Origin of the sequence: Aeromicrobium sp., from assembly GCF_014378035.1 — a bacterium.
Classification (GTDB): domain Bacteria; phylum Actinomycetota; class Actinomycetes; order Propionibacteriales; family Nocardioidaceae; genus Aeromicrobium.
On the sequence record NZ_JACMOM010000247.1, the window covers coordinates 1 to 25,504 of the forward strand.

Consider the following 25,504-nt stretch of genomic DNA (forward strand, 5'->3'; position numbering starts at 1 on the left):
AGGAGGCCGGCAAGCGCGTCGGCACCCCGATGCTCGCAGTCGTGGTCGCCATCGAGGCGGCCGACCTGCTGTTCGCGGTCGACAGCGTGCCCGCGGTCCTCGCGGTGAGCGATGACCCGTTCATCGTCTACACCTCCAACGCCTTTGCCATTCTCGGCCTGCGCGCGCTCTACTTCCTGTTGTCGGGCCTGCTCGACCGGTTCCATTACCTTGGCACCGGCTTGGCCCTGATCCTCGCTTTCATCGGCGTCAAGCTGATCCTGCAGGCCACTCACAAGACCATCGACACCTCCATCCCGGAGATTCCCTCGCTGGTCAGCCTCGGCGTGATCATCGTGGTCCTCGCGGGTTCGGTCGGACTCAGCTTCCTGAAGCCGAAGAACGATGACAAGGAAATCTCGAAGGTCGAACCTCGTTGACCCATGCGCAGCACGATCTCAGGCCGGACCACGGATAACGCCGCCGTCTAGTCGTGCTGTCTCGACCGCCCTACACCTACCCTCCCGAAGCAGTCGTGAGGTCCGCGACCGCTCGGGTAGGGTCGGTGGTGCTGAACACCGGATCCCTTGTGAACTAGGGGTGTTCGTTCAGCCCGACCGTGTGAACGCAGGTCAGAGGCACTTTTCGTGAGAGGTCGGAGGGCCGCCGCTGGCTGCCTTCCGTTCTGACCAGCGACCATGGGATTGACGTTGACGCTCTCCGCCATAGCCGTCTTCTGCGGCTCCAGCCTGGGCAGCGATCCGGCCTACGCCGAGGCGGCGCGGCTGACCGGTCGAACACTTGCCGAGCAGAGCATCGACGTGGTCTACGGCGGTGGCCACGTCGGCCTGATGGGCACGTTGGCCGACGCCGCGCTCGAAGCCGGGGGCCGGGTCATCGGGGTCATCCCGCGTCAGCTCGACGACCGCGAGCTGGCCCACCATGGGCTTTCCGAGCTGCATGTCGTCGAGTCGATGCACGAACGCAAGGCGCTGATGGCAGAGCTGTCGGACGCCTTCATCGCGTTGCCCGGCGGCGCGGGCACCCTCGAGGAGATCGCTGAGCAGTGGACGTGGGCCCAGCTGACGATCCACGCCAAGCCGAGCGGGTTCCTCGACGTGGCCGGTTTCTGGATGCCCATGCGCGCGATGCTCGAGCGCATGGTGGCCGACGGATTCGTCCGCGCCGAGCAGTCGGGCATCGTCACCTTCTCCGACGATCTCGTCGCCCTGCTGGATGTCCTCGCGGCACCACCGTCGTGGGCCGACAAGTGGGGTGACGGCGGCACCGAGACGCCGGTTCCGTGACGGCAGCTCGACCCGTGGTCCATGTCGCCGCGGCGCTGACCGTCGACGCCGCAGGCCGCGCGCTCATGGTCCGCAAGCACGGGACATCAGTGTTCATGCAGCCCGGAGGCAAAATGGAGCCGGGGGAGAGCCCGCTCGAGGCGCTGCGGCGAGAGCTCGTCGAAGAGCTGGGGCTTGTGCTGGGAGCCGATCGGTTCACCTGGTTGGGCACCTTCGAGGAGGACGCCGCCAACGAGCCAGGGCACAGGGTGCTCGCCGAGGTGTTCCGCCTGACGGTCGACGCCGACGAGCCTGTGCCGGCGGCCGAGATCGCCGAGTGCCGGTGGGTCGATCCGGCTGACCCGGGTGACATCGAGCTGGCTCCACTCAGCAGCCGCGTCCTGCTGCCCATCTTGAATCAGTAGGGCCTCGCTCAACTCAGCGTCGACGTAGGCGGTCGAGCGCACGTCGATCACGTTTGGTGGGGCGACCCGCACCACGGTCGCGACGCGGCATCAACGCGACCTCCTCCTTGGGTGGGGGCGCCGGGGTGTGATCGACGTAGCACTCGACGGCGACACCAGCTCCAACCCGTTTGACGATGATCCGGGCCACGACCACGGTGCGCATGCCCCCGTCGGTGAGGGCCTCGACCCGATCGCCGACGCGTACAGGCTGCGCGGGCTTCGCCTTGGCGCCGTTGATGCGCACATGGCCGGCACGGCACGCAGCCGAGGCCAGCGACCGTGTGCGGTAAAGGCGAACGGAGGACGTCCACACGTCGGCGCGGGTCGTGTCCATGAGCCAACTCTATGCACGCGGACCCTATGCTTCGGGCATGGGCAACGACGACGTCACCACGGTCCCGATCACCGGCGACATGATCCGCCTGGGCCAGTTCCTGAAGTTTGCCGACTTCGCTGAGTCCGGCTCGGCGGCGCGCGACCTGATCGTCGGTGGCGACGTGACGGTCGACGGGGAGGTAGAGATCCGCCGCGGGCGGCAGCTCGCCAAGGGGATGCTCATCGAGGTACAAATGCCTGCCGGGACGCTGTCCGCACGAGTGGGTTGAGGGCCGCGCGAACCGGTTGATCGGTCAAAAAGTCAACCTCTTGACCGTCAGGCATGGCGGCGACATGCACGACAAACCGCTTCGATTCCCGAAGATCTGGTTGGCCGACCGAGCAGGCTACTCGCGACCACCGGAGACGGCAGACACCAACCAGTCGTTGCCGCGCTTCTCGACGGGGATGAGCTCTTGCTGCTTCTTGCCGTCCTGCCGGTAGTTGATTTGCACCATGGCGACGTTGCCATCCCGGGACGCGAGCTCATATGTGAACGACGACGGCTTGAGCCCTCGGTCGCGGTATGACCTCTGCACCTCCGTCACCTCGGAGCACTTGATGCTGCTGGGCCGCGCAGAGACCTTGCGCAGTGCTGTGCAGTTTCCGTCGGCGAAGGCGGCCGTCGCTGTCTTGACCGTGTCGACCGGCCCCGGGCCCTCCAGATGGTGTCGCACCAGAGTGCCGGCCCAGATGGCGACGCTGAGCGCGATGAGCATGGCCGCGAGCTTCAGCATCGGCGATGTCCTGGACGTCGTGCGGTTGCCCTCCATGACACTTGAACGTACCGGCGCACAGGTCCACACGCGACCGCTCGACAGCTCAGGCACCTACAGTGAGCGCGTGGCACAACAGGGCCGAGAGGCCGATCGTCAGATCGACATCATCGCCGATCGCGAACGTCCCTCGTCGTTCACTCTTCGCATCGACGGGACCGACCAGTCACATGTTGACCTGGCCGATCCGACGCGACTCGAGTTCGACTACATGCAACGCATCGCTGATGTCATCGACGGGCACGGCGTCACGGGCGAGCCGTTGCGGGTGGTGCACATCGGCGGAGCGGCGATGACAATTCCGCGCTACGTCGCGGCTACTCGGCCACGGTCGGCACAGACCGTGCTCGAGCCCGACGAGCGCGTCACGGCGTTGGTACGGGCCGAGCTTCCACTGCCACGCAACAGCGGCATCAAGGTCCGAGCCGTCGACGGCCGATCGGGGATGGCGACCCTGCGACCCGACTTCGCCGACATCGTGGTGCTCGACGCCTTCGACGGTGCCCAAATACCGGCCGATCTCTGCACCGCAGAGTTCTTCGACGTCGCCTCAGGTGTTGTCGCTGAACGCGGACTGCTGCTTCTCAACCTCGCCGACCGGGCGCCGTTCCCTTATGTGCGGCGCGTCCTGCGGGGTGTGCTCGGCAGCTTCGCGCAGGTCATGATGAGCGCCGAGCCGGCGACGCTCAAGGGCAGACGTTTTGGCAACATCCTCGTCGTCGCGTCCCAGTCACCGATTGCGTGGGAGGCTCTCGCGCGGCGGGCGGCGAGCTCGCCGTTTCCCTACCGTGTGCTGCCGTACCGAGACGTCCTCGACCGCTTCGCCGGCGGCACTCCGTTCACCGACGCCGACAGCGAGCAGTCCCCGGCACCGCCGGGTGGGGCGACTTTCTTCAGTTGATCGTCACCAGCCGCGCAGTCAGCCGGGGGAGCGACCGGTCGTGTAGCGAACGTCCTGGCGCAGGTGGAGACGCCCGTCCTCCCCACGGGCCTCCTCCAACAGTGCCGCGGCGTCGGCGACAAGGCGGGGCTTCTCGTGGTCCGGCACGCAGCTCCACATGCGACGCTGGCCCACGCTCATCGTCCACCGTTGCCATGCGTCGACGTCGTCGAACACCACGTCGATCGGCTCGACGAGGGTGCTGACGGCCACGGCACCTGCACCGCTGACCAGGGCATCGACGCCGTCGGCGCTGGCGAAAGGCCCGCGGGTGCCGCTGGTCCGGGCGTCGAGCATCGTCGGTGGGAGGTAGGTGACAAACAGCTCGTCGACTGCGGCCCAGACAGAGTCCTGCCGGCCGAAGGTCGTCAGGCCGAGTCGTCCGCCGGGCACCAGCAGGTCAATCCAGCGGGACAGCGCGGAGGCGGGATCCGACAGGAAGAAGATCACCGCTGCCGAGGCGACGATGTCGGCCGTCGCGGGAGCGAGAGGTGGGCTGGACGCGTTCAGCTCGAACACCCGCACCTGTGGCAGGTGGCGTGTGTCGGCACGAGTGGCTTCGACCATGGCCGGCGAGAGGTCGCCGGCGATCACCTCGCCGGTGGTACCGACCAGGTCGGCGAGGGCGAAGGTCACTGCGCCCCTGCCGCACCCCAGGTCGATCGCGCGTTCCCCCGGCTGAGGCGCGAGAAGGTCGACGAGACGCCGTGCCATGGGCCCGAAGAAGTCGACACCGACGTGATCGTACGTGGGCGCGAGCTCGTCGAACAGGCGCGCGACCTGCTGCTCGGGGGTACTCATCCAGCCAGTATCGGGCAACCCACCCTGTCGCGTCCTCGACACTGAGGGACGGGGATCTCGATGCTGATGACGTGACGAGGTCGGGTCAGGCGTGCAGTGCTTCGGCGAGGGCGTCGACAGCGTGGTCGATCTCTTCGCGGGTGATGACAAGAGGAGGGGCCATGCGCAGGGTGCGTTCGTGGGTCTCCTTGCAGAGGACTCCCCGATCACGCAGTGCCAACGAGACCTCACGGCCGGTGCGGCCGGCGGGGTCGATGTCGACGCCGGCCCAGAGACCGCGCCCGCGAACCTCCGACACGCCCTTGCCGACGAGCGTGTCGAGCCTTCCGTGCAGATACCCCCCAAGGTCGAGCGAGCGCTGCTGGAACTCGCCGGTCGCAAGCAGCTCGACGACGGCTCGACCGACAGCGCACGCCATCGGGTATCCACCGAACGTCGAACCGTGCTGCCCTGGTTTGAGCACACCGAGAACATCGGCTCGTCCGACGACGGCGGACACGGGGAGGATGCCGCCGCCCAGTGCCTTGCCGAGCGTGTAGAGGTCGGCCCGCACGTCGTCGTGGTCAAGGGCAAAGAGCTTGCCGGTGCGAGCAAGGCCCGACTGGATCTCATCGTCGATCAGCAACACGTTGTTCTCGTCGCAGAGGGCTCGGACGCCCTGGAAGAACCCCGCCGGGGGCATCACGACGCCGGCCTCACCCTGGATGGGCTCCATCAGGATGGCCGCGGTGTTGGGGCCTATCGCCGCGCGTATGGCGTCGAGGTCGCCGTAGGGCACGGTGACGAACCCTGGCGTGAACGGCCCGAAGTTGTCGTGGGCTGCCGGGTCGTCCGAGAACGACACGATCGTCGTGGTGCGTCCGTGGAAGTTGCCGGCCGCAACGATGATCTCGGCACGGTCGGACTCAACGCCCTTGACCTCGTAAGCCCACTTGCGTGCCACCTTGATGGCCGACTCGACGGCTTCGGCCCCGCTGTTCATCGTGAGCACCATCTCGGTGCCGGTGAGCTCGGCCAGCTCGTGGCAGAAGGCGCCGAACTGGTCGTTGTGGAACGCGCGGGACGTGAGAGTGAGCCGGTCGAGCTGCTCGCGAGCGGCGGCGACCAACGCGGGGTGGCGATGACCGAAGTTGAGAGCCGAGTAGCCGGAGAGAAAGTCGAGGTAGCGGTTGCCGTCGACATCGGTCACCCACGCGCCCTCGGCCTCGGCGATCACGACCGGCAGCGGGTGATAGTTGTGCGCACCCCACTGCTCGTCGAGCGTGATGTACGAAGCAGTGTCGAACCCAGTTGTTGCCATGTGTTCACGGTATCCGAGGCACATCGGCGAACGAGGGTGGTGGGTGAGCGTCCACAGGAGAGCGGCGGATGGGGGGCCGAGTCACCGTCGTGCGTGGACGCCAACTCACCGCCTCGGGGTGGTGGATTGGCGCAAGATACTCTGCGATCGTGCCGTCGTCCGCTGCCTGCGTCCGTGCCCGGGTGGCGGCCGGCCCCGTCCGGGTGGCTCGCTCGGTGGCTGCAGCGCTGGTCTGCACGGCAACCGCGACCTCGGGACACATGGCAGGTGGCGGCACCGTGTCCGGCCCAGCGCTCGTGGCCATGTTCATCGGCGCCACGGCTGTCGCCTGGCTGCTGTCGGCGCGACGTGTCACCTCCGGGCAGCTGGTCGGCCTCCTGATGCTGTGCCAGGTCGTCCTGCACCTGGGTTGCTCGACCACCGACATGTCGATGTCGGTCTCGATGCTGCTGATGCACCTCACCGCGACCGCGGCCAGCGCTGCTCTGCTGGCGCGCGGCGAGACACTGGTGTGGGCGGTTGCGCGGCGACTCGGCCTCACCGCGTCGCCGCTGTGGGTGCAGGCCGACGGTGTTGCCGTCTGCTGCCTGCCGAGCCCGCTGCTCGTCACCCGCACGCTGCGTGACACACGGCTGACCTACGTGCGCGTCGAGAGAGGTCCGCCGAACGGGTCCTGACGACCCGTTCTGCACACTTCACTCTCAGGAAGATTCGTATGAATTGCCTCACTACGCGGCTACGATCAGCCGCGCTCATCAGCACCACCACTGCCCTTGTGTCGATCGCCGGACCAGCGTCGGCCCACGTCTCGGTCTGGACGCCGGACGCGTTGCGCGGAGGGTTCGGCAAGGCCGTGTTCCGCGTGGCGACCGAGTCAGAGACGGCGTCGACCAAGAAGGTCGTCGTCACACTGCCCGAGGACACCCCGTTCGCGTTCGTCTCCGCCGGATACAAGCCGGGGTGGAAGGCGGCGATCGCGATGGTCAAGCTCGCCAAACCGACAAAAGTGGGGGAGTTCACGCTCACCAAGGCGGCCCGGACGGTCACCTGGACCACGACCGGCGATGGCATCCCACCCTCGCAGTTCGACGAATTCTCGATATCGGGCGGGCCGATGCCCCAGTCCAAGGACATCTCGTTTGTCGCGACACAGACGTACAGCGACGGCGAGGTAGTCGCTTGGAACCAGCCCCAGAAGGGCGACACGGAGCCGGAGCACCCGGCGCCCGTTCTCGCCCTGACGGCGTCGGCCAGCGGCGCTCATGCCGACCCGGAGGTGACTGGATCAGCAAAGGACGACTCGGGCAACGACGCCGGTATCTGGCTGGGCGGGGGCGCCCTCGTGGTCGCAGCGACTGCACTTGTTGTCGCGCTGCGACAGAATCGACGTCGTGGGTAACGTTCTTCTCCGTGGGCTGGTCCTGGGCCTCACGCTGCTCGTACTGGGGTCGGGCCCGGCGTCGGCGCACGCGTCGCTCGTCGGGTCCGACCCCGCGGACGGATCCTCCCGAGCAACAGCACCATCGACGATCGTCCTGACCTTCAACGAGAACATCGGCGACCCTGCCTTCGTCGTGGTCACGGCGCCGGACGGGACGAAGGTGAGCACCTCGAAGGTCAAGGCAGTCGACAGGACGGTGACCGCCACGGTGGCCGACATCGACAAGAAGGGGCGCTACTCCGCCTCCTACCGGGTCGTCTCGACCGACGGCCATCCGGTCGAGGGCACCTTCAGCTACACCGTGAGGTCTGGGCAGGCAGTCGAGCAGGTCAGCACCCCGACCACCAAGAGCTTCGTCCACCGGCACACCGCGCACTTCTTCTGGGGCCTGCTTGCGGCAGCGGCCGCCATCGCCCTGCTGCTCGCACCGCTGAGGAGGCGTGATGACAAGAGCAACGCGTGACGTGGCTGTTGGTTTCGTCCTGGCGGGCTTCGTGCTCGTCGCCTTCCTCGAGATCGGGGGAGGGGCGCCCGTCGTGGGCGCACCGGGCCTGCCGGACCCGGGCCAGGTCGTGGGTTGGGCGCTGCCGCTCACCCGGCTGATCACCGATGCGTCCGCCGTCTTCGTGATCGGCTTCCTGGTCGGCGCAGTGTTCCTGCTGCCGTCGTCGGAGAAGGACGTGCAGGGCCTCTCGGTCGAGGCCGTCCGTGTGGCGTCGAGGTGGGCGGCTGTCTGGTCCGTCTCGAGCATCGTGCTGTTCGTGCTGAACGTGTCCGACGTCTTCGCGCAGCCACTGGGCAACCTGTCATCGGCATTCGTCACGGGCTATGCGGGCACGTCAGCGGGCCGCGCGATCCTGCTGCAGGCCGCCGCAGCGGCGCTCGTCGCCCTCCTGACCCGCTGGACGCTCGGCACGCGCGCTCTTGCCGGCATCCTCGGCCTCGCGATCGCGACCATGGCACCCATCGCCCTGACCGGGCACGCCGCATCATCAGGCTCGCACGACCTTGCGACGACGAGCCTCCTGCTCCACCTCGTCGGTGTCACGCTGTGGGTAGGCGGGTTGGCCGCACTCGGCTGGGTTGCGGTGCGTGGCAGCAAGCGACTCGATGCGGCAACCACCCGATTCTCCTCGCTGGCCATCTGGGCGTTCGTCATCGTGGGCGCCTCGGGCGCCGTCAATGCGGCGGTGCGGCTCGGCTCCTTCGATGAGCTGGTCGGCTCGTCATACGGCAGGCTCGTGATGATCAAGGTCTTGGCGCTTGCCACGCTCGGCTGGTTCGGCTGGAGCCACCGCCGACGCATCGTCCGGCAAGGGTCGAGCTTCGCCCGCCTCGCCTTCACCGAGCTGTTCATCATGGCTGCGACCATCGGACTGGCGGTCGCGTTGTCCCGTACGCCCACGCCGGTCGGTACCGACACGCTGACGACCCCGATCGAGGACCTCCTCGGAGGACCGTTGCCGGCAGCGCCCACGGTGGTCCGTCTCCTGTGGGGCTTCTCCGGCAACGGAGTGGGTCTGGCGATCGTGGGTCTCGGTACGGCGCTCTACCTGCGGGGTGTCCTGACGATGCGGCGTCGCGGCGACGCGTGGCCGGTCGGTCGGTTGATCTCCTGGATGATCGGCATGCTGGTCGTCTCGTGGGCAACCTTCGGCGGGCTCGGCGTCTACTCGCACGTGCTGTTCAGCGCCCACATGGCGTCGCACATGCTGTTGTCGATGGTCGCGCCGATCTTCCTCGTGCTCGGTGCACCGATGACGTTGGCCCTGCGGACGCTTCCCGGTCCGCGCCAACCGGGGGAGGTCTCGCCCCGCTCGATGCTGTTGACGTTCCTGCACTCCCGGTGGTCGCAGTTCTTCACCCACCCGCTCGTGGGGCCGGTGCTGTTCGTCGGCAGCCTCTACGGCCTGTACTTCAGCGGGGCGTTCGAGTCGCTGATGGGCAACCACTGGGGTCACGCCGCGATGGAGATCCACTTTCTCGCGGTGGGCACCCTCTACTACTACGTGCTGATCGGCATCGACCCGTCACCTCGGGCTCTCGCGCCGATCGTGCGTTTCGGGATGCTGCTCGTGACGGTGCCGTTCCATGCGTTCTTCGCCATCGCGGTGATGTCGTCCAACACGATCTTCGCCGGCGACTACTGGCGCTCGCTCGAACGCCCCTACCGCACCGATCTGCTCGCCGACCAGTACCTCGGCGGAGGAATGGCCTGGGCGATGGGCGAGATCCCGCTGATTCTGGTGATGGGCGCGATCCTCGTGCAGTGGTTCCGCACCGACTCGCGTGAGGCCAAGCGGTTCGACCGCGCGGAAGCCCGCAACGAGGACGCCCAGCTGGAGGCCTACAACGCGAGCCTGCGCGCGCTTGCCGAGCACGGAAAACGGCGAGAGCCCTAGACCGAGAGCTCGACACGCCGCACATCGGGAACCCCGCACCCCGCGTGCCCTGGACACACGAAGACCCACCACCCGGGGGCAGTGGGTCTTCGTGTGTCGTGGATCAGAAGATGATCTGGCCGCCAGCTGTGGCCGCGGTGAAGCGCTCCTGCGCGTCGGCCCAGTTGACGATGTTCCACCAAGCCTTGACGTAGTCGCCCTTGACGTTGAGATAGTCCAGGTAGAAGGCGTGCTCCCACATGTCGAGCTGAGTGATCGGGATCAGCGTCGCCGGAATGTTGTTCTGCTGGTCGAAGAGCTGCACGACGACGAGCCTCTGGCCCAGGGTGTCCCAAGCCAGGATGGCCCAGCCGGAGCCCTGCAGGCCCAGCGCTGTGGCCTCGAACTGCGCACGGAACGCGTCGTACGAGCCGAAGTTGTCGTCGATCGCCGCGCCAAGCTCGCCGGTGGGCTTGTCGCCGCCCTCCGGAGAAAGGTTCTTCCAGAAGATCGAGTGGTTGATGTGACCACCGAGATGGAATGCGAGGTTCTTTTCCAGCAGGTTGATGTTGCCGAACGAGCTGGTGGCACGAGCCTCTTCGAGCTGCTGCAGCGCCTGGTTGATCCCCGTGACGTAGGCCTGATGATGCTTCGAGTGGTGAAGCTCCATGATCTTGCCCGATATGTGCGGATCCAGAGCGCCATAGTCGTACGGCAGATCCGGAAGTGTGTAATCAGCCACGCATCCTCCTCGGGACGTGGGCACCGCGTGCCCATGATGTTCTGTTGTTGGGTGGTTTTCAACAGCCAGTCTGTCAGTCCTGTCCCCCGACGCAAGAGCGGTGCCCGCCCGGTGTGCTGCGGGGCCGTGTCCACGACTGCGCGTGCGGTGTCATGTCCTAGTCTGTCTTTGAACATTCCCGGGGGCTGCGTGTGCGAGGAGGTGGGCTGTGGTGGAGGACCGGATCCTGACGATCCCGAACGCACTCAGCTTCGTCCGTCTGCTTCTCGTGCCGGTGTTCCTGTGGCTGGTGCTGGGCCCCAAGTGGGACGAGCTCGCCCTGGTGGTCCTGATGGTGTCGGGCGTCACCGACTACCTGGACGGCAAGCTGGCCCGCACGTTCAACCAGACGTCGAAGATCGGCGCGATCCTTGACCCCGTCGCCGACCGTTTCTTCATCCTCGCCGTCGTGATCGGCCTCGGCTACCGCGACATCATTCCATGGTGGCTGGCGGTGATCCTGCCGTTGCGCGACGTGTTCTTGTTCAGCCTCGTGCCTTTCCTGCGTACGCGGGGCTACAGCTCGCTGCCCGTTCACTTCCTGGGCAAGGCGGCCACAGCCAGCCTTCTCTACGCGTTCCCGCTGCTGCTGCTCGGTGACGCCACTGGCACCGTCGCCGACCTTGCCAACGTCTTCGGGTGGGCGTTCACGATCTGGGGTGTGGCTCTCTATTGGTGGGGTGGCGTGCTCTACGCGTTCCAGGTACGCCGGCTCATGACCTCGACGGCCCCGATCCAGCGGGACTGATGATGTCGGAGCACGACACCCAGACCCAGGCCGAGGGCCTGCTCGAGAAGATCGCCGACACCGCGCTCGACGACGACTACTACGTCGTCCGAGCGGGGCCGCACGAACAGGCGCGCGAGTTCAACACGGTGCTCACTGCTCTCGTCCTGGCGGTCTTTGCGCTGCTCATCGTCATGGCCGCGCAGCAGACTCGCAGCGACCGTCCCGCCACCGAGCGCGAGCGCAAGACGTTGATCAGCGACGTCGCCGCCCGCAAGAAGGTCCTCGCGGGCCGCGAGGCGTCCGCCGCCAGGCTTCGCGCAGAGGTGACCGACCTCTCAGCCTCGGTGAATCGATTCGACCCCAACGCCGAGTCGCTGCGAGTGCTGACCGCCGACCAAGGCGCGTCGGGCCCCGGCATCAAGGTCACCGTCAGCCCAAGCTCCCCTGGCAACGATGACGGCCTCATCACTGACAGCGACATGCACTTGTTGGTCAACGGACTCTGGTACGCGGGGGCCGAGGCGGTCTCGATCAACGGGCAACGCATCGGGACGCTGACGGCGATCCGCTCGGCCGGGTCGGCGATCACCGTCAACTTCACGTCGATCGGTCCCCCCTACACCGTGGTCGCCCTCGGCGACTCGGAGACGATGCAGACGCGCTTCGTCGACAACCCTGCGGGTCGCTACTGGGCTTCGCGGAAGAAGGATTCCGGTGTGAGGTTCGACGTGACACCATCAACCGAGCTGCGTGTGGCGGCTGCGCCCAGGGCGCGACTGACTCTCAGGCACGCGCGGGCCATCAAGGGGGAATCGTGATACCGGTCATCGGGCTCGTGGTCGGCATCGTCGCCGGCCTGCTGCTGCAGCCGTCGGTTCCCACGAGTCTGCAGCCGTACCTCCCGATCGCGATCGTGGCCGCGCTCGACGCCGTGATCGGCGCTCTGCGGGCGCTCGGCGAGCGCCGGTTCAACGACAGGGTGTTCGTCGTGTCGTTCATCTCCAACGTCGTGATCGCGGCGTTCATGGTCTACCTCGGCGACCAGCTGGGTGTCGGGTCGCAGCTCTCGACCGGCGTCGTGGTGGTCCTCGGCATTCGCATCTTCGCCAATGCCGCCGCCATCCGCCGCCGGATCTTCCATGCCTGATGCCAGGAAAGGCTGGCGATCTCTCCTGCGGCCAAGCGTGTCGCAGCTCGCCGTCGCGGTGCTGATCGGCGGGCTCGCCTTTGCCGTCACTCTGCAGATCCGACAGGACGACAGCGACAAGTACTCAGGTGTCAGGGGCGACGAGCTCGTCGAGCTCCTGAAATCTCTGGACTCCGCCAACGAGCGGCTCGGGACCCAGATCGACGAGCTGACGATCACGCGCAACGGGCTGTTGAGCAGCACCAAGCTGTCCGACAGGGCGGAGAAGCAGGCCAAGCAGCGCGCCGAGCAGCTCAGCATCCTGGCTGGCACCTCGGGTGCCACCGGGCCGGGCATCGAGGTGGTGATCGGCGATCCGGACCAGAGAATCGGTGCGTCTTCACTCCTGGATGCCATAGAAGAGCTGCGAGATGCTGGTGCCGAGGCGATTGCCGTCAATGGCGTCGCGCGGGTCGTCGCGCAGACCTATTTCCTCGACGTGGGCCCGGAGGTCCGGGTCGGCGGGCGCGAGATCAAACGGCCCTACGTCATTGAGGCCATCGGCAACACGAACACGCTGTCGGAGGCGGTACGCTTCCCGGGCGGACTCATCGATCGGGTCGACAATCTCGGTGGGATTGCCACTGTGACGAAGCAGAAAAAGATCACCATCACGGCTCTGGCTGACGTCAAGAGCCCGGAGTACGCTCAACCCACGTCCTGACCTGCTCCGACCCACATCATGACCTGCAAGGAGAACCGGTGATTCCTGAGGATCTGTACTACAGCGAAGAGCACGAATGGGTGCGTCTCGACGAGGAGATCGCCACGGTCGGCATCACCGACTTCGCGCAGGATCAGCTCGGAGACATCGTCTATGTCGAGCTGCCCGCCGTTGGCGACAAGGTCGAGACCGGTGCGGTCATCGGCGAGCTCGAGTCAACCAAGTCGGTCAGCGACATCTTTTCGCCGCTGTCCGGTGAGGTCGTGGCGCGCAACGACGCGCTCGAGGGCGGCCCCGAGGTCATCAATTCAGATCCCTACGGTGAGGGCTGGTTGATCAAGCTGCGCCCGAGCGATGAGGACCCGAAGTCTTCGCTTTTGGAGGCGGAGGCCTACTCGGCGCTCATCGCCGACTGATCTGGTGGTCGAACTGGCCCGGCGGTGTCCCGCCTGGTGCTAGGTTTGGAGTGAAGCCTCCAGCACCATTCAAGACCCGCCAATTCGCACAGGAGTGATCTCGATGTCGACGCCGGACCACGAGCCCGACGATCCCGCCGGAGCCCCCGGCCAGACTCAGGCAACTCCCATGCCCCTGTCCGACGACACGACGCACATCCCCATCCTCGACGCTGATACCGAGGAGATGACGTCGGGCGACGTGGCAGCCGTCGAGAACCTCCCGGCCGGCAGCGCGATGCTTCTGGTGCAGCGTGGGCCCGACGCCGGAGCGAGGTTTTTGCTCGACAGCGATCTCGTGACGGTCGGTCGTCACCCGGACAGCGACATCTTCCTCGACGACATCAGCGTCTCGCGCCGTCACGCGACGTTTGCGCGTCAAGTCACCGGCTATGTGATCGCCGACCTCGGCAGCCTCAACGGTAGTTACGTCAACCGCGACCGTATCGAGAACCAAGTGACCCTGTCCGGTGGCGACGAGGTGCAGATCGGCAAGTACCGACTGATCTACTTCGCCGGAGCGCTGAAGGGCGACGCGTGACCGAGCCGCTCGCCGAGCTGTCGCGGCTTGGCATTGGCAAGGTGCTCGACGAGCTCCGCACGGAGTTTCCCGATCTCACCATCACCAAGATCCGGTACCTCGAGTCCGAGGGCCTGCTGGAGCCCGAGCGCACGTCGTCGGGCTATCGCAAGTTCTCCTTCGGTGACGTCGAGCGGCTGCGGTTCATCCTTCGTCAGCAGCGAGACAAGTTCTGGCCCCTCGGTCACATCCGCCAAGTGCTCGACGACATGGACAGGGGAGTGGTCCCCGATACTCAGCAGGCCGGTGCCACGCGGGTGCCCCATCTGAGCCTCGCCGACGACGGTTTGCCGACGAGTGAGACGTTCGCCGAGCCACGGAGCACGGTGCGATTGTCGCGAGACGAGCTGCTCCAGTCGGCTGGTGTCGGTTCCGAGATGCTCGATGCGATCGAGGAGTTCGGTCTCATCTCGCGCCGCCCCTCGCAGACGTACTACGACGGCGAGGCACTGTCGATCGCCTCGATCGTGGGGGAGTTCGCCGATCTTGGGCTTGAGCCTCGGCACCTGCGCATCTTCCGGGCCGCGGCCGATCGCGAGATCTCGTTGTTCGAGCAGGTGGTGTCACCCCGTGCGCGCCAGCTCGACAAGGACGCGGCGGAGCAGGCGGTGGCGGCGCTGGCAGCTCTGTCAATCCGCCTTCACACGGTTCTGGTCAGAAGTCGATTGCGGGGCTGAGTCGTGCGTGAGGTCGAGGTCGTCGGGGTCCGCGTCGAGATGCCGACCAACCAGCCATTGGTGCTCCTGCGGGAGACCGACGGCGGACGCTACCTGCCGATCTGGATCGGTGCCGTCGAGGCGTCGGCCATCGCCTACGCCCAGCAGGGCACCGCGACCACTCGTCCCCCGACCCACGAGCTCATGCAGCATGTCATCGAGGCCCTTGGCGACGAGCTCGCCGAGGTGCGCATCATCGACGTGCGCGACGGAGTGTTCTTCGCGTCCCTGATCTTCGCTTCGGGGGCCGAGGTCGAGGCCAGGCCCTCCGACTCGATCGCGCTGGCCCTCCGCTCGGGCGCGAGGATCGTGTGCACGGAGGACGTCCTCGACGAGGCCGGCATCGAGTCGACGACTGACGAGGACGAGGAGGTCGAGAAGTTCAGGGAGTTCCTCGACGACGTCCAGCCCGAGGACTTTGAGGGCTGACGGCTCAACCCTCGACGGCCGGTAGAGAGTTTTGTTGCCGCGACACGCCGAGAGTCACGCTGGGTCGTTGACCCGGCAAACCCTCACCTCTACCTTGAGACTGCTGCCGGATGTACACGGATGTAGTTTCGTGGCGGTAGTCTTCCCACATACCAGCATCGGAAGGCAATCTCGATGATCGAGTCACGCGAAGACGCCACGTCCGCCACTGAGGCGGTTGCGAAGGCCGGCGACCAGGGGCTGCTGTTCACCGACGACCTCTCTCCGCTGCCTCAGAACGCAGGGTTCCGCGGTCCGACCGCGTGCAGCGCCGCAGGCATCACGTATCGCCAGCTCGATTACTGGGCACGCACCAAGCTTGTCGAACCCACGGTTCGTTCGGCCACCGGCTCGGGCACTCAACGGCTCTACTCGTTCAAGGACATCCTGCTCCTCAAGATCATCAAGCGGTTGCTTGACGCAGGCGTCTCGTTGCAACAGATTCGCGTCGCCATCGACCACCTTCGTGAGCGTGGAACCGACGACCTCACCAACGTCACGCTCATGAGCGACGGCGCCAGCGTCTACGAGTGCCGGTCGGCCAATGAGGTCATCGATCTTCTGCAGGGTGGCCAGGGCGTGTTCGGCATCGCCATCGGCGGTGTCTGGAAAGAGATCGAGGGCTCGCTGCACACGCTGCCGAGCGAACGCGCAGTCGAGGTGGCCGCCACCGACGACGAGCTGTCGGCCCGTCGCCGTGCGCGACTGACGTCGTAGCCCCGACCAACCTGGTTTGTCGTGCCCCTGTGGTGCGTCTCATAGAGGCCACGCGACGTGTCCACCTCACCGACGTCGGACCGCCTTGGTAGACTCATGATGCTGTTCATCGCGCGTGGGAGAGATCGCCCAGGCGGCGCCGAAGGGGCAATTCCTCCCCGGAACCTCTCAGGCACCAAGGACCACGCGACCTAGGCAATTCTGGAGCTTCAGCCGCATGCGGTCGACGTGACAGAAGGGGAGGCGTTATCTGACGACGCCTCTACCCCGGGAGCCTCCGCGTGTCACAGTCCTTCGCCAGCCGCCACATCGGTCCGAGCCCGTCCGACCAGGACGCGATGGTTCGCCGGGTCGGCTACGACTCCCTCGACGCTCTCATGGCGGCTGCCGTCCCCGCCGGTATCCGTAGCGCTGAAGCCTTGGGGCTCCCGCCGGCGCAGTCAGAGACCGAGGCGTTGGCGACCCTGCGGGGGTTGGCGGAACGCAACAACCCCGGTGTCGCGATGATCGGGCTGGGTTACCACCCCACGATCACGCCCGCCGTGATCAGGCGCAATGTTCTGGAGGACCCGTCCTGGTACACCGCCTACACGCCATACCAGCCCGAGATCTCGCAGGGACGTCTGGAGGCCCTGATCAACTTCCAGACCTTGATCGCGGACCTCACGGGGCTGACGACGGCCAACTCCTCGTTGCTCGACGAAGGCACCGCCGTCGCTGAAGCGATGACGCTGATCAGGCGCGCCACGAAGGGCAAGGACGCGCTCCCGATCATCATCGACTCCGGGCTGCTGCCCCAGACCCTCGCCGTCACTCATACGCGGGCTGAGGCACTGGGCATCGACCTGGTTGAGGTTGACCTCAGCGCGGGCGTGCCCGACCTCGAGGCGGCCGGCACGATCATCGCCTACCCGCGCGCAGACGGTCAGATCGTCGACCCGCAGCCACACATCGACGCCGCTCACGTCGCAGGTGGTCTCGCCGTCGTCGTGGCCGACCCGCTCGCGCTCGTCCTGCTGGCCTCGCCGGGCTCGCTGGGTGCCGATGTCGTTGTCGGCTCGACCCAGCGATTTGGTGTGCCGATGTTCTACGGCGGGCCGCACGCTGCATTCATGGCGGTCCGCAAGGGTCTTGAGCGCCACCTTCCCGGTCGGCTGGTCGGGGTGTCCATCGACGCCGCCGGCAGACCGGCGTACCGGCTCGCCTTGCAGACCCGCGAGCAGCACATCCGCCGTGAGAAGGCGACGTCGAACATCTGCACCGCGCAGGTGCTGTTGGCCGTCGTGGCGTCGATGTATGCCGTCTACCACGGCCCCGACGGGCTGCGTGAGATCGCCTCGGAGGTCAACCGCAAAGCGGTGATGCTCGCCGCCGGCTTGCGCGCGGGGGGCATCGCGATCGCTGGCGACCACTTCTTCGACACTGTCGTGGCCGAGGTGCCGTCAGCAGCGGCCGGCATCGTCGCCAAGGCCCGCGAGAGCGGAGTGCACCTGCGCATCGTGGACGAGGACCACGTCGGCATCAGCATCAACGAGGCCACCACTGCTGACCATCTCGACATCGTCTGGAACGCCTTCGGTGTCGCCTCAGACTCTGGGCGGCTCGCTTCGACAAGCTCGCTGCCGGATGCACTTCTGCGCACCGAGGAGATCCTGACCCACCCGGTCTTCCACGAGCACCACAGCGAGACACAGATGCTGCGCTACCTCAAGAAGCTCAGCGACCGCGACTACGCGCTCGACCGCGGCATGATCCCGCTCGGTTCGTGCACCATGAAGCTCAACGCCGCCGCCGAGATGGAGCCGATCAGCTGGCCGGGCTTCGCCGAGCTGCATCCGTTCGTCCCGGCAGAGGACGCTGCCGGCATGATCGAGCTCGTCGAGACCCTCGAGTCGTGGCTCGCCGAGGTCACGGGTTACGCCGCGGTGTCGATCCAGCCGAATGCCGGCTCGCAGGGTGAGTTCGCCGGGCTGCTGGCGATACGTGGCTACCACCAGAGCCGCGGCGAGGAGCACCGTGACGTGTGCCTCATCCCCAGCTCGGCGCACGGCACCAACGCGGCCTCGGCCGTCATGGCTGGCATGCGGGTCATGCTGGTGAAGTCGACCGATCAGGGCGAGGTCGACCTCGACGACCTTCGAGCACAGTGCGACGCACACGCCGATGACCTTGCCGCGATCATGGTGACCTACCCGTCGACCCACGGGGTCTACGAGCACGGCATCACCGAGCTGTGCGAGATCGTCCACTCCCACGGCGGGCAGGTCTACGTCGACGGTGCCAACCTCAACGCACTTCTCGGCCACGCCCAGCCCGGCAAGTTCGGCGGCGACGTGTCGCACCTGAACCTGCACAAGACCTTCTGCATCCCGCACGGTGGAGGCGGACCTGGTGTGGGCCCCGTCGGCGTCGCCGAGCACCTGGTGCCGTTCCTGCCGACGCACCCGATGCACCCAGTTGAGAGCAAGCGCGTGGGTATCGGCGCCATCAGTGCGGCTCCGTACGGTTCCGCCGGCATCCTGCCCATTCCGTTCGCGTACATCGCCATGATGGGGGCGGAGGGCCTGACCGACGCCACGTCCGTCGCGGTGCTGTCGGCCAACTACATCGCCAAGCGTCTCGAAGGGGCGTTCCCGGTGCTCTACACGGGTGACGACGGGCTTGTCGCGCACGAGTGCATCCTCGACGTCCGGCCGCTCACCAAGGCGTCGGGGCTCAGCATCGATGATGTCGCCAAGCGGCTGATCGACTACGGCTTCCACGCTCCGACGATGAGCTTCCCGGTCGCTGGCACGCTGATGGTCGAGCCTACGGAATCGGAAGACCTTGCCGAGCTCGATCGGTTCTGCGACGCCATGCTTGCCATCCGTTCCGAGATCGACGCGGTGGTCGCGGGCGAATACGCCGACGGTGACAACCCGTTGGTGCACGCGCCCCACACCATGCGCGAGCTGGTCGACTGGAAGCACTCCTACAGCATCGCCGAGGGCGCATTTCCGGCCGGTACGACCGACGACAAGTACTGGCCGCCGGTCGGACGTATCGATCAGGCCTACGGCGATCGCAACCTGGCCTGCTCATGCCCTCCTGTGGAGGCCTTCGCCGAATAGGCGATGCGCCAGCAAACCTGGCCGAGCCGCCACACCATGTTGCCCAGCGCCGACTCGTCGCCCAGAGGCACGAGCCTGCCGGTCAAGCCACGTCGTCCGCGGTTGTGCCTGTCAGATCTTGCACGGTCCACCACTCGATGATCTTGTCGACCACCGGACCGGGTGTCCTGGCCCAGGCGACGTGGTCCGTCGTGCCGCCCTCGGGTACTGCGTCCTTGGTGTAGACCCACCTCGTCACGACGGCAGGATCGAGGAACGTCTCGATGAACATCTTGTTGGAGCGCGACACCGCATAGACATCGCCCTGTAGCTGGACGACGAGCGACGGTGTCGCGATGAGCCCGGGCACGGCGAACGGCGGCCTTCCGGTGCGGACGAATCGGGCCCACTCGCGCATCAACGTGCGGGCTCCCGGCCCGCCGAAGAATGGCTTGGGCAGGAAGCCGCGCAACCGGGTCACGACGGGGACGGCGACACCCATGAACAGCACGGGGAGGCCGCCGAACGGGTACGACCGGAAGTGCGGCACCGAGGCTCCGACGGTCACAAAACCGTCGCTCGGAGGGTGGTGCAGCTCGTGGCCGGCGCCGAGCTGAGAACCGAGGCTGTGTCCGAGCAGGATCACGGGCCGTGTCGGATCGTCCTGACGGGCCTCGGCCACGGCATCGGCGATCGCCATGATCTCGTCGCGGTAGCTCCAGTCGTGCTCCCGTGATGCGGCCGGTCGGTCACGCTCGAAGCCGCGTGTCGGCAATGCCCTCGCCTCCCAGCCCCTCGCCTCGAACGCCGAGACGAGAGGCCGGTAGAAGGCGGACGGCACCGCCATGGCCGCGGAGACGAGAACAAGGGGCGCACGCATGGCGACATGATGGCATCACGACGAATGACCCCGCGCCCAGGAATGGGCGTGGGGTCATTCCAGTGGTCGGATCAGACCGCGAGCGTCGCGATCGGGGGAGATGTCGGCCGGGTGGAGCCGCCCTTGGGCTCGACCGTGATCGCCACCCGATCGGCGTTGGTGACACCCTTCATGACCATCGAGCCGGCAACCGTGAAGACACCCTGCGACTTCGGTGAGCTGCCGGTGATCATCCAGACCTGGTAGACCTTGTCGTGATTGAGCGCCGGCAAGTTGTTGGCGACGATGACCGCAGCGTCCTTGGACGAGGACGAGATGAGTCGGATGTTGCCGCCGCCGTTGAAGTTCTTCGAGGTCGTGTCGGCGTCGGCCGCAGCCAGCACCGAGGTGATCGACTCGTTCGCGGCCCGGGCCTCCGTGGCCTGGTTGTGCTCGGTGACAAAGCCTCCGATGCCGACGGTGCCCACGAGGAACGCGGCAGCCATGGCGAGACGGGGCAGCGTGCGACGGATCATGCCGTGCTCAGCGATGGAGACGACGACTGGGCGTTCCTGCGGAGTGGTCGCCACGGCGGACATCAGACGATCGCGCAGTGCGGCCGGAGGCATGTGCGCCTCGGACTCCCCGAGCCGCGCAGCGGTGGCCACGAAGCCGGACAGCTCGTCCTGACAGTCGACACATTGGTCGAGGTGGGTCTCAAAGCGTGCGCGCTCATGCGATTCGAGTGCGTGGAGCGCGTACGGCGCCATGAGGGAGTGAAGGTCGATGCTCATGCTTGTACTCCCATGCAATCGCGGAGACGAACGATTCCGTCTCGCATTCGGGTCTTGACGGTGGCCGGGTTGGCGCCGAGGGACTCGGCTACCTCGGCGTAGGTGTAGCCCTTGAAGAAGGCTAGGTTGACGGCTTCGCGCTGGAGCTCGGTAAGCCCTTCCATGCAGCGACGGACCTGCTCGTGCTCGAGGCTGATCGTGACGGTTTCCTCGACCTCGTCGAAGTCGGGCCCGTTCGACCAGTCGTACTTGTTCTCGCGGTTGGTCGCGGCCTGATCGTGACGAACGGCGTCGACAGCGCGGCGGTGGGCGAGAGTGAGCACCCAGCTCTTGGCGCTGCCCCGGTTGGGGTCGAAGCGGGAGGCTGACTGCCACACCTGCATGAAGACCTCCTGGGAGACCTCCTCGGCACGGGACGGGTCGCGGATCACGCGTCGGGCCAGACCATAGACCGAGGAGCCGAGAGCGTCGTAAATGGCTCCGAAAGCGGCCTCGTCGCCGCGAGCGACGCGAATCAACAAGTCGCTGAGCTCCGGCGGCGCGTCGGGCGCTGGTGCGCCCGCGAGCCTGAGACGTGCAGATGACTGCGCCACGTCGCTCTCCTTTCCTAGAAGCTTCCTACGATTCATTCGGCGCCACCTCTGTCGGGGATGGGTCACATGGGCAGGAATGTGCGGTGTGTCCCGCTTCCATCCTAGAGCGGCGGCCAGTCGGCGGGGGAGATAGCGTGAGGGCATGCCGAAGCACATTTTCGACCCCGCAGATCCACTCTCCCTCGACGATCTGCTGTCGTCCGACGAGATCGCCGTGCGCGAGAGCGTCCGTACGATGCTCGCGAAGCAGATTCAGCCACACATCGCAGAATGGTTCGAGGCCGGCAAGGTCCACGAGCCCCGCGCGCTCTTCCGTGAGTTCGGTGCCCTGGGCCTGTTGGGCATGCATCTCGATGGCTACGGCCTTCCCGGCATGTCATCGGTCGACTACGGGCTGGCGTGCGTCGAGCTCGAGGCGTGCGACTCCGGTATCCGGTCGATGGTCTCGGTGCAGGGCTCACTCGCGATGTACGCGATCTGGAAGTGGGGCTCCGAGGAGCACAAGCAGCGCTGGCTCCCGGCGATGGGCACTGGTGAGGCTGTCGGCTGTTTCGGCTTGACCGAGGCCGACCACGGATCTGACCCAGCAAGCATGCGTACGCGGGCCCGCAGGGACGGCGACGACTGGATCATCGACGGCACGAAGATGTGGATCAGCAACGGCACCTTCGCCGACGTCGCCGTGATCTGGGCACAGACAGACGATGGCATCCGCGGGTTCGCCGTGCCCACCGACACCCCGGGTTTCACGGCACGGCTCATCGAGCACAAGATGTCGTTGCGGGCATCGGCGACGGCCGAGCTGATCCTCGAGGGCGTGCGGCTGCCGGCCGATGCGGTGTTCCCCGACGTACGCGGGCTCCGTGGCCCGCTCTCGTGCCTCAATGAAGCTCGCTACGGCATCATCTGGGGATGCATGGGAGCCGCGCGATCCTCGTTCGAGTCGGCGCTCGAGTACTCGATGACCCGTGAGCAGTTCGGTCGTCCGATCGGTGGCTTCCAGCTGACCCAGGCCAAGCTGGCCGACATGTGCCTCGAGCTGCACAAGGGGCTCCTGCTCGCGCTGCACCTCGGACGTCGCAAGGACTCCGTCGGGCTGTCGGCCGAACAGGTCAGCTTCGGCAAGCTCAACAACGTCCGGGAGGCGCTCGACATCTGCCGCAACGCTCGCACGATCCTCGGTGCGAACGGTATCTCGTTGGAGTACCCGGTGATCCGGCACATGAACAACCTCGAGTCCGTGCTGACCTACGAGGGCACTGTCGAGATGCACACGCTCGTGCTCGGCCAAGCGCTCACCGGACAGAACGCGTTCGGCGGTCGCTGAGCCCGCGGCGTGACGAGTGACGCATGACTTCGGCGTGCGGGCGCCTCGGCCTCGTGTCAGCATCGATGTCGTGCCAGGACCTCGCCTCGACAGCTACACGACGCCCGCCATGCCCCGTGCGCTCGTGCTGATGCTGCATGGTGGCCAGCAGCAGAGCACCGAGCCTGTGCAGGACAAGAACGCCAGCTGGTGGCGGATGGCGGCGATGTCTCGCTCGCTCCGTCCGTTTGCCGAGAGCAACGACTTTGCCCTGACGCTCTTGCAGTACCGCCAGCGCGGCTGGAACTCCCCGACCGACCCGGCTCCTGTGCGAGACGCTCGTTGGGCGCTCGATCAGATCACCGCGGAGCATCCTGACGTCCCGGTCGTCCTGGTCGGTCACTCGATGGGGGGCCGGACAGCGTGCCACGCGGCCGATCACCCTGCCGTGGTGGGTGTTGTCGGACTGGCACCGTGGCTGCCCTCCGGGGAGCCCAACCTTGCCATTCGCAACCGGCATCTTCACGTGATTCACGGCTCCGCCGACAAGTGGACATCCCCGTCAGCCAGCAAGGAGTACGTCGAGCGGAGCGTGCCCATCGCTGCCAGCGCGTCGTGGACCTCGCTGCCGGGCGCCGGACACTTCATGCTCCGCCGCGTGTCGACGTGGCGGCGCTTCGTGGAAGACTCGCTCGAGGACATCCTCGACCTTGCCACCTCGCACGAGGAGGCCCCGAACAAAGGCAGTGCGTGACTGACCCCGTGGCCTATGGCATCGCTCTCGTCGCGATGGCGATCGGGATCTTCGCCGCCTGGCACACGGTGCGCCGCCTCCCGTTCGGGAACCCGCTCTTCTACGCGGTCGGGATCCTTGAGATCCTGCTGATCGCGCTTCTGATCGGTGGATCGGTGGCCCTCGGCTCGACGTCGCGTGACGTCGACAGCGTGTTGTTCGTGTCCTACCTGGTCACGGTCGTGGTCATCCCGCCGGCCGCCGTGCTGTGGGGCATCGCCGAGAAGTCGCGGTGGGGCACAGGCGTGGTGGTGATCGCCATGATCACGGTGGCCGTACTGTGTGTCCGACTCCTCGGCATCTGGAAGGGCACGTATGTCTGACACCTCACGAGGCTTCGGGCGCGTCCTTGTCGCCGTGTATGCCGTGTTCGCCTTCGCCGCAGCGGCCCGATCGATCTTTCAGCTCGCCACGAAGGCGGGGGACGCCCCGTTCGCCTACACGCTCTCCGCCGTGGCGGGGGTGGTCTACGTCGTGGCGACCGTCGCTCTTGCACAGAGTCGTCGGCGTCTCGCACTCGTCACGATCAGCATCGAGCTGATCGGCGTGGTGACCACCGGTGTGCTCTCGCAGATCGACCACAGCCTGTTTCGTGACCAGACGGTGTGGTCGGGGTTCGGCGAGGGCTACGGATTCATCCCGCTCGTCCTGCCGCTCGTGGGGCTGTGGTGGCTTCGCCGGACCTCCGCGTCGGGGCAAAGCTGAGGCCCTACGCACTCATACCGCGTAGGGCCGTCACCATTGAATCGCGGTACGGCACCCGACCCGGGTAGCGACACGGAGAATGTCGGAACAGGTCCTGCTGACGACCGGTGGTTCAATTCCGCCAGTGGGAGGAGAGCGTCACCACGTCGCCGATGATGGTCACCGCTGGTGGCTTCGCTCCGACGGCCTCGGCCCGGCTGGCGATCGTGGCGAGAGTGCCGACCGTGACGCGCTGATCGTCGCTGCAGCCGTTCTCGACCACGGCGACAGGTGTCTGGGGGTCGTGGCCTGCCGCGACAAGATCCGTGGTGAGGGTGCGCAACCGGCCGGCACCCATGAGCAGGACGAGTGTGTGTCCGCGGTCGCGGGGCATCTCGGCAAGCGAGGCATGGCCCGTGAGCACGCTGAAACCCCGGGCGACGCCGCGGTGGGTGACGGGTATCCCGGCAGACGACGCGACGGCAATGGCGCTGGTCACCCCGGGCACCACCTCGACGGGGATGCCCGCCCCTTCGCACGCGATGAGCTCTTCGCCGCCGCGCCCGAACACGTAGGGGTCGCCGCCCTTGAGCCGGACCACGATCTTGCCCTGCTTGGCCCGGTCGATGAGGATCGCGTTGATCTCGTCCTGCGGGATCGGGTGGTGGTCAGGCATCTTGCCGACATCGATGACCTCGACGTCGCCTGCCAGCTCGGCGAGCACCCCGTGTGGAGCGAGCCGGTCGATGACGACGACGTCTGCCTCGGCGAGCAGGCGTCGCCCGCGGGTCGTGAGGAGCCCCGGGTCGCCCGGGCCGCCGCCCACCAGAGCGACGAGCCCGTCGGGGTGATGTGTGCGGTGGCGCAGCGGCAGGTCACCCGCCTGCAACGCGGCGGCCACCCCGTCGCGCAGGGTGGAGGCGCGTCGTGCGTCGCCGCCGCCACTCACGGCGATCGTGACGTCGTCGACGCGGGCTACTGCCGGGGTCCAGGCGGAGGCGTGGTCGGGGTCGCCGCCCTTGAGGCACCAGATCTGCGAGGCCGTGGCGTCGTCGCAGACCTGTCCGTCGACCTCGGGGTCGTCAGTGGCGGGCTGCACGAGCCAGGCACCGTCCAGATCGCCCGCTTGGTAGCGGCGAGGCACCCAGTCGACGTCACCGCGCCCGATCGACGATCCGAGCGACTCCGAGACGGTTGGTGAGACGACCGTCACCCGTGCCCCGGAGTCGAGCAACGACAGGCTGCGGCGGGTGGCCACCAGACCTCCGCCGATCACGACCACCTTGCGGCCGTTCATGCGCAAGGTGAGGGGGAAGCTGCCCGAGTCGCTCATCGGGCCATCG

At 66.8% G+C, this 25,504-nt stretch carries 31 protein-coding genes, 1 pseudogene and 1 riboswitch; of the genes and pseudogenes, 23 read left to right on the plus strand and 9 right to left on the minus strand.

Annotated features, from left to right (window positions below; translation table 11 throughout):
- The 3 genes and pseudogenes from H7290_RS12805 to H7290_RS12815 all read left to right on the plus strand — a co-directional run.
- Window positions 1-419, plus strand: a pseudogene (locus H7290_RS12805) (TerC family protein); the annotation flags it as partial.
- A 258-nt stretch (window positions 420-677) separates the two neighbouring features.
- A complete protein-coding gene (locus tag H7290_RS12810; protein ID WP_290514401.1) occupies window positions 678-1,286 on the plus strand; it encodes a TIGR00730 family Rossman fold protein in 609 nt (202 codons plus the stop codon).
- Window positions 1,283-1,690: an NUDIX domain-containing protein gene (locus H7290_RS12815; protein ID WP_290514402.1), complete on the plus strand. Its 408-nt coding sequence runs from the start codon at window positions 1,283-1,285 to the stop codon at window positions 1,688-1,690. Before H7290_RS12810 ends, H7290_RS12815 begins: the two co-directional genes overlap by 4 nt.
- Before the next feature lie 13 nt (window positions 1,691-1,703).
- Here H7290_RS12815 and H7290_RS12820 read toward each other — a convergent pair whose 3' ends face one another.
- Window positions 1,704-2,066, minus strand: coding sequence for an RNA-binding S4 domain-containing protein (locus H7290_RS12820; RefSeq protein WP_290514403.1), 363 nt, complete (start codon window positions 2,064-2,066; stop codon window positions 1,704-1,706).
- Between the two features lie 37 nt (window positions 2,067-2,103).
- On the opposite strand from H7290_RS12820, the gene H7290_RS12825 reads away from it, so the two are divergent.
- Window positions 2,104-2,337 (plus strand): RNA-binding S4 domain-containing protein, encoded by a 234-nt coding sequence (locus H7290_RS12825; RefSeq protein ID WP_290514404.1) that lies wholly within the window; start codon window positions 2,104-2,106, stop codon window positions 2,335-2,337.
- A 117-nt stretch (window positions 2,338-2,454) separates the two neighbouring features.
- Here H7290_RS12825 and H7290_RS12830 read toward each other — a convergent pair whose 3' ends face one another.
- A complete protein-coding gene (locus H7290_RS12830; RefSeq protein ID WP_290514405.1) occupies window positions 2,455-2,844 on the minus strand; it encodes a hypothetical protein in 390 nt (129 codons plus the stop codon).
- Window positions 2,845-2,983: 139 nt separating this feature from the next.
- Here H7290_RS12830 and H7290_RS12835 point away from each other — a divergent pair, with 139 nt between their 5' ends.
- Window positions 2,984-3,784 carry a spermidine synthase gene (locus tag H7290_RS12835; RefSeq protein ID WP_290514450.1) on the plus strand — a complete coding sequence of 267 codons (801 nt, stop codon included), beginning with the start codon at window positions 2,984-2,986 and terminating at the stop codon, window positions 3,782-3,784.
- Between the two features lie 18 nt (window positions 3,785-3,802).
- On the opposite strand, the gene H7290_RS12840 is transcribed toward H7290_RS12835, so the two are convergent.
- Window positions 3,803-4,624: a methyltransferase domain-containing protein gene (locus H7290_RS12840; protein ID WP_290514406.1), complete on the minus strand. Its 822-nt coding sequence runs from the start codon at window positions 4,622-4,624 to the stop codon at window positions 3,803-3,805.
- An 85-nt stretch (window positions 4,625-4,709) separates the two neighbouring features.
- Window positions 4,710-5,924 carry an ornithine--oxo-acid transaminase gene (gene rocD, locus H7290_RS12845; RefSeq protein ID WP_290514407.1) on the minus strand — a complete coding sequence of 405 codons (1,215 nt, stop codon included), beginning with the start codon at window positions 5,922-5,924 and terminating at the stop codon, window positions 4,710-4,712.
- Between the two features lie 149 nt (window positions 5,925-6,073).
- On the opposite strand from rocD, the gene H7290_RS12850 reads away from it, so the two are divergent.
- From H7290_RS12850 to H7290_RS12865, 4 genes are read left to right on the plus strand one after another with little or no spacing between them, the layout of a single operon-like run.
- Complete coding sequence (locus H7290_RS12850; protein WP_290514408.1) at window positions 6,074-6,601, plus strand: hypothetical protein; 528 nt, start codon at window positions 6,074-6,076, stop codon at window positions 6,599-6,601.
- 38 nt (window positions 6,602-6,639) lie between these two features.
- Entirely contained in the window at window positions 6,640-7,323 is a 684-nt protein-coding gene (locus H7290_RS12855; RefSeq protein WP_290514409.1) for a YcnI family protein, read from the plus strand.
- Window positions 7,316-7,828, plus strand: a complete 513-nt coding sequence (locus tag H7290_RS12860; protein ID WP_290514410.1) for a copper resistance CopC family protein — start codon at window positions 7,316-7,318, stop codon at window positions 7,826-7,828. The genes H7290_RS12855 and H7290_RS12860 overlap by 8 nt, the downstream gene beginning before the upstream one ends.
- Window positions 7,809-9,767: a cytochrome c oxidase assembly protein gene (locus H7290_RS12865; RefSeq protein ID WP_290514411.1), complete on the plus strand. Its 1,959-nt coding sequence runs from the start codon at window positions 7,809-7,811 to the stop codon at window positions 9,765-9,767. Before H7290_RS12860 ends, H7290_RS12865 begins: the two co-directional genes overlap by 20 nt.
- Window positions 9,768-9,870: 103 nt before the next feature.
- Here the strand turns inward: H7290_RS12865 and H7290_RS12870 are convergent, their stop codons facing one another.
- Window positions 9,871-10,488 carry a superoxide dismutase gene (locus tag H7290_RS12870; RefSeq protein ID WP_290514412.1) on the minus strand — a complete coding sequence of 206 codons (618 nt, stop codon included), beginning with the start codon at window positions 10,486-10,488 and terminating at the stop codon, window positions 9,871-9,873.
- Window positions 10,489-10,696: 208 nt separating this feature from the next.
- On the opposite strand from H7290_RS12870, the gene H7290_RS12875 reads away from it, so the two are divergent.
- The 10 genes from H7290_RS12875 (at window position 10,697) to gcvP (ending at window position 19,153) form a co-directional block, all read left to right on the plus strand.
- Window positions 10,697-11,275: a CDP-alcohol phosphatidyltransferase family protein gene (locus H7290_RS12875; protein ID WP_290514413.1), complete on the plus strand. Its 579-nt coding sequence runs from the start codon at window positions 10,697-10,699 to the stop codon at window positions 11,273-11,275.
- A 2-nt stretch (window positions 11,276-11,277) separates the two neighbouring features.
- Window positions 11,278-12,075 carry a DUF881 domain-containing protein gene (locus tag H7290_RS12880; protein ID WP_290514414.1) on the plus strand — a complete coding sequence of 266 codons (798 nt, stop codon included), beginning with the start codon at window positions 11,278-11,280 and terminating at the stop codon, window positions 12,073-12,075.
- Window positions 12,072-12,404 (plus strand): small basic family protein, encoded by a 333-nt coding sequence (locus tag H7290_RS12885; protein WP_290514415.1) that lies wholly within the window; start codon window positions 12,072-12,074, stop codon window positions 12,402-12,404. The genes H7290_RS12880 and H7290_RS12885 overlap by 4 nt, the downstream gene beginning before the upstream one ends.
- Before the next feature lie 37 nt (window positions 12,405-12,441).
- Window positions 12,442-13,107, plus strand: coding sequence for a DUF881 domain-containing protein (locus H7290_RS12890; protein ID WP_290514416.1), 666 nt, complete (start codon window positions 12,442-12,444; stop codon window positions 13,105-13,107).
- 38 nt (window positions 13,108-13,145) lie between these two features.
- Window positions 13,146-13,523, plus strand: a complete 378-nt coding sequence (gene gcvH / locus H7290_RS12895) for a glycine cleavage system protein GcvH (protein WP_290514417.1) — start codon at window positions 13,146-13,148, stop codon at window positions 13,521-13,523.
- 103 nt (window positions 13,524-13,626) lie between these two features.
- Complete coding sequence (locus H7290_RS12900) at window positions 13,627-14,103, plus strand: FHA domain-containing protein (protein WP_290514418.1); 477 nt, start codon at window positions 13,627-13,629, stop codon at window positions 14,101-14,103.
- On the plus strand, window positions 14,100-14,819 hold the full coding sequence (locus H7290_RS12905) for a MerR family transcriptional regulator (RefSeq protein ID WP_290514419.1): 720 nt from the start codon (window positions 14,100-14,102) through the stop codon (window positions 14,817-14,819). The genes H7290_RS12900 and H7290_RS12905 overlap by 4 nt, the downstream gene beginning before the upstream one ends.
- Before the next feature lie 3 nt (window positions 14,820-14,822).
- Entirely contained in the window at window positions 14,823-15,287 is a 465-nt protein-coding gene (locus tag H7290_RS12910; RefSeq protein ID WP_290514420.1) for a bifunctional nuclease family protein, read from the plus strand.
- A gap of 174 nt (window positions 15,288-15,461) precedes the next feature.
- Window positions 15,462-16,043, plus strand: a complete 582-nt coding sequence (locus H7290_RS12915; protein ID WP_290514421.1) for a MerR family transcriptional regulator — start codon at window positions 15,462-15,464, stop codon at window positions 16,041-16,043.
- A gap of 106 nt (window positions 16,044-16,149) precedes the next feature.
- Window positions 16,150-16,238, plus strand: a riboswitch (glycine riboswitch).
- A gap of 86 nt (window positions 16,239-16,324) precedes the next feature.
- Entirely contained in the window at window positions 16,325-19,153 is a 2,829-nt protein-coding gene (gene gcvP / locus H7290_RS12920; RefSeq protein WP_290514422.1) for an aminomethyl-transferring glycine dehydrogenase, read from the plus strand.
- A gap of 82 nt (window positions 19,154-19,235) precedes the next feature.
- Here gcvP and H7290_RS12925 read toward each other — a convergent pair whose 3' ends face one another.
- The 3 genes from H7290_RS12925 to sigK all read right to left on the minus strand — a co-directional run bounded on the left by H7290_RS12925 (window position 19,236) and on the right by sigK (window position 21,378).
- A complete protein-coding gene (locus tag H7290_RS12925; protein ID WP_290514423.1) occupies window positions 19,236-20,012 on the minus strand; it encodes an alpha/beta hydrolase in 777 nt (258 codons plus the stop codon).
- 71 nt (window positions 20,013-20,083) lie between these two features.
- The gene (locus H7290_RS12930; protein WP_290514424.1) at window positions 20,084-20,785 is read right to left on the minus strand and encodes an anti-sigma factor; all 702 of its coding nucleotides are present in this window, start codon (window positions 20,783-20,785) and stop codon (window positions 20,084-20,086) included.
- Entirely contained in the window at window positions 20,782-21,378 is a 597-nt protein-coding gene (sigK, locus tag H7290_RS12935) for an ECF RNA polymerase sigma factor SigK (protein WP_290514425.1), read from the minus strand. The genes H7290_RS12930 and sigK overlap by 4 nt, the downstream gene beginning before the upstream one ends.
- Window positions 21,379-21,520: 142 nt before the next feature.
- On the opposite strand from sigK, the gene H7290_RS12940 reads away from it, so the two are divergent.
- The 4 genes from H7290_RS12940 to H7290_RS12955 all read left to right on the plus strand — a co-directional run bounded on the left by H7290_RS12940 (window position 21,521) and on the right by H7290_RS12955 (window position 24,182).
- A complete protein-coding gene (locus H7290_RS12940; protein WP_290514426.1) occupies window positions 21,521-22,705 on the plus strand; it encodes an acyl-CoA dehydrogenase family protein in 1,185 nt (394 codons plus the stop codon).
- A 70-nt stretch (window positions 22,706-22,775) separates the two neighbouring features.
- Window positions 22,776-23,438 (plus strand): alpha/beta fold hydrolase, encoded by a 663-nt coding sequence (locus tag H7290_RS12945; RefSeq protein ID WP_290514427.1) that lies wholly within the window; start codon window positions 22,776-22,778, stop codon window positions 23,436-23,438.
- On the plus strand, window positions 23,435-23,800 hold the full coding sequence (locus H7290_RS12950) for a hypothetical protein (RefSeq protein WP_290514428.1): 366 nt from the start codon (window positions 23,435-23,437) through the stop codon (window positions 23,798-23,800). The genes H7290_RS12945 and H7290_RS12950 overlap by 4 nt, the downstream gene beginning before the upstream one ends.
- Window positions 23,793-24,182: a hypothetical protein gene (locus H7290_RS12955; RefSeq protein ID WP_290514429.1), complete on the plus strand. Its 390-nt coding sequence runs from the start codon at window positions 23,793-23,795 to the stop codon at window positions 24,180-24,182. Before H7290_RS12950 ends, H7290_RS12955 begins: the two co-directional genes overlap by 8 nt.
- Window positions 24,183-24,294: 112 nt before the next feature.
- On the opposite strand, the gene cobA is transcribed toward H7290_RS12955, so the two are convergent.
- Window positions 24,295-25,494, minus strand: a complete 1,200-nt coding sequence (gene cobA, locus H7290_RS12960; protein ID WP_290514430.1) for a uroporphyrinogen-III C-methyltransferase — start codon at window positions 25,492-25,494, stop codon at window positions 24,295-24,297.
- Between the last annotated feature and the right edge of the window lie 10 nt (window positions 25,495-25,504).

Bases quoted from the DNA above. Each gene is read 5' to 3' on its own strand.
- H7290_RS12820 (WP_290514403.1), bottom strand. From the start codon at position 2,066: ATGGACACGACCCGCGCCGACGTGTGGACGTCCTCCGTTCGCCTTTAC.
- H7290_RS12865 (WP_290514411.1), top strand. From the start codon at position 7,809: ATGACAAGAGCAACGCGTGACGTGGCTGTTGGTTTCGTCCTGGCGGGC.
- H7290_RS12900 (WP_290514418.1), top strand. From the start codon at position 13,627: ATGTCGACGCCGGACCACGAGCCCGACGATCCCGCCGGAGCCCCCGGC.
- H7290_RS12925 (WP_290514423.1), bottom strand. From the start codon at position 20,012: ATGCGTGCGCCCCTTGTTCTCGTCTCCGCGGCCATGGCGGTGCCGTCC.
- H7290_RS12840 (WP_290514406.1), bottom strand. From the start codon at position 4,624: ATGAGTACCCCCGAGCAGCAGGTCGCGCGCCTGTTCGACGAGCTCGCG.
- H7290_RS12940 (WP_290514426.1), top strand. From the start codon at position 21,521: ATGCCGAAGCACATTTTCGACCCCGCAGATCCACTCTCCCTCGACGAT.
- H7290_RS12915 (WP_290514421.1), top strand. From the start codon at position 15,462: ATGATCGAGTCACGCGAAGACGCCACGTCCGCCACTGAGGCGGTTGCG.
- H7290_RS12855 (WP_290514409.1), top strand. From the start codon at position 6,640: ATGAATTGCCTCACTACGCGGCTACGATCAGCCGCGCTCATCAGCACC.
- H7290_RS12955 (WP_290514429.1), top strand. From the start codon at position 23,793: ATGTCTGACACCTCACGAGGCTTCGGGCGCGTCCTTGTCGCCGTGTAT.
- cobA (WP_290514430.1), bottom strand. From the start codon at position 25,494: ATGAGCGACTCGGGCAGCTTCCCCCTCACCTTGCGCATGAACGGCCGC.
- H7290_RS12810 (WP_290514401.1), top strand. From the start codon at position 678: ATGGGATTGACGTTGACGCTCTCCGCCATAGCCGTCTTCTGCGGCTCC.
- H7290_RS12880 (WP_290514414.1), top strand. From the start codon at position 11,278: ATGTCGGAGCACGACACCCAGACCCAGGCCGAGGGCCTGCTCGAGAAG.
- H7290_RS12830 (WP_290514405.1), bottom strand. From the start codon at position 2,844: ATGCTGAAGCTCGCGGCCATGCTCATCGCGCTCAGCGTCGCCATCTGG.
- H7290_RS12825 (WP_290514404.1), top strand. From the start codon at position 2,104: ATGGGCAACGACGACGTCACCACGGTCCCGATCACCGGCGACATGATC.
- H7290_RS12930 (WP_290514424.1), bottom strand. From the start codon at position 20,785: ATGAGCATCGACCTTCACTCCCTCATGGCGCCGTACGCGCTCCACGCA.
- rocD (WP_290514407.1), bottom strand. From the start codon at position 5,924: ATGGCAACAACTGGGTTCGACACTGCTTCGTACATCACGCTCGACGAG.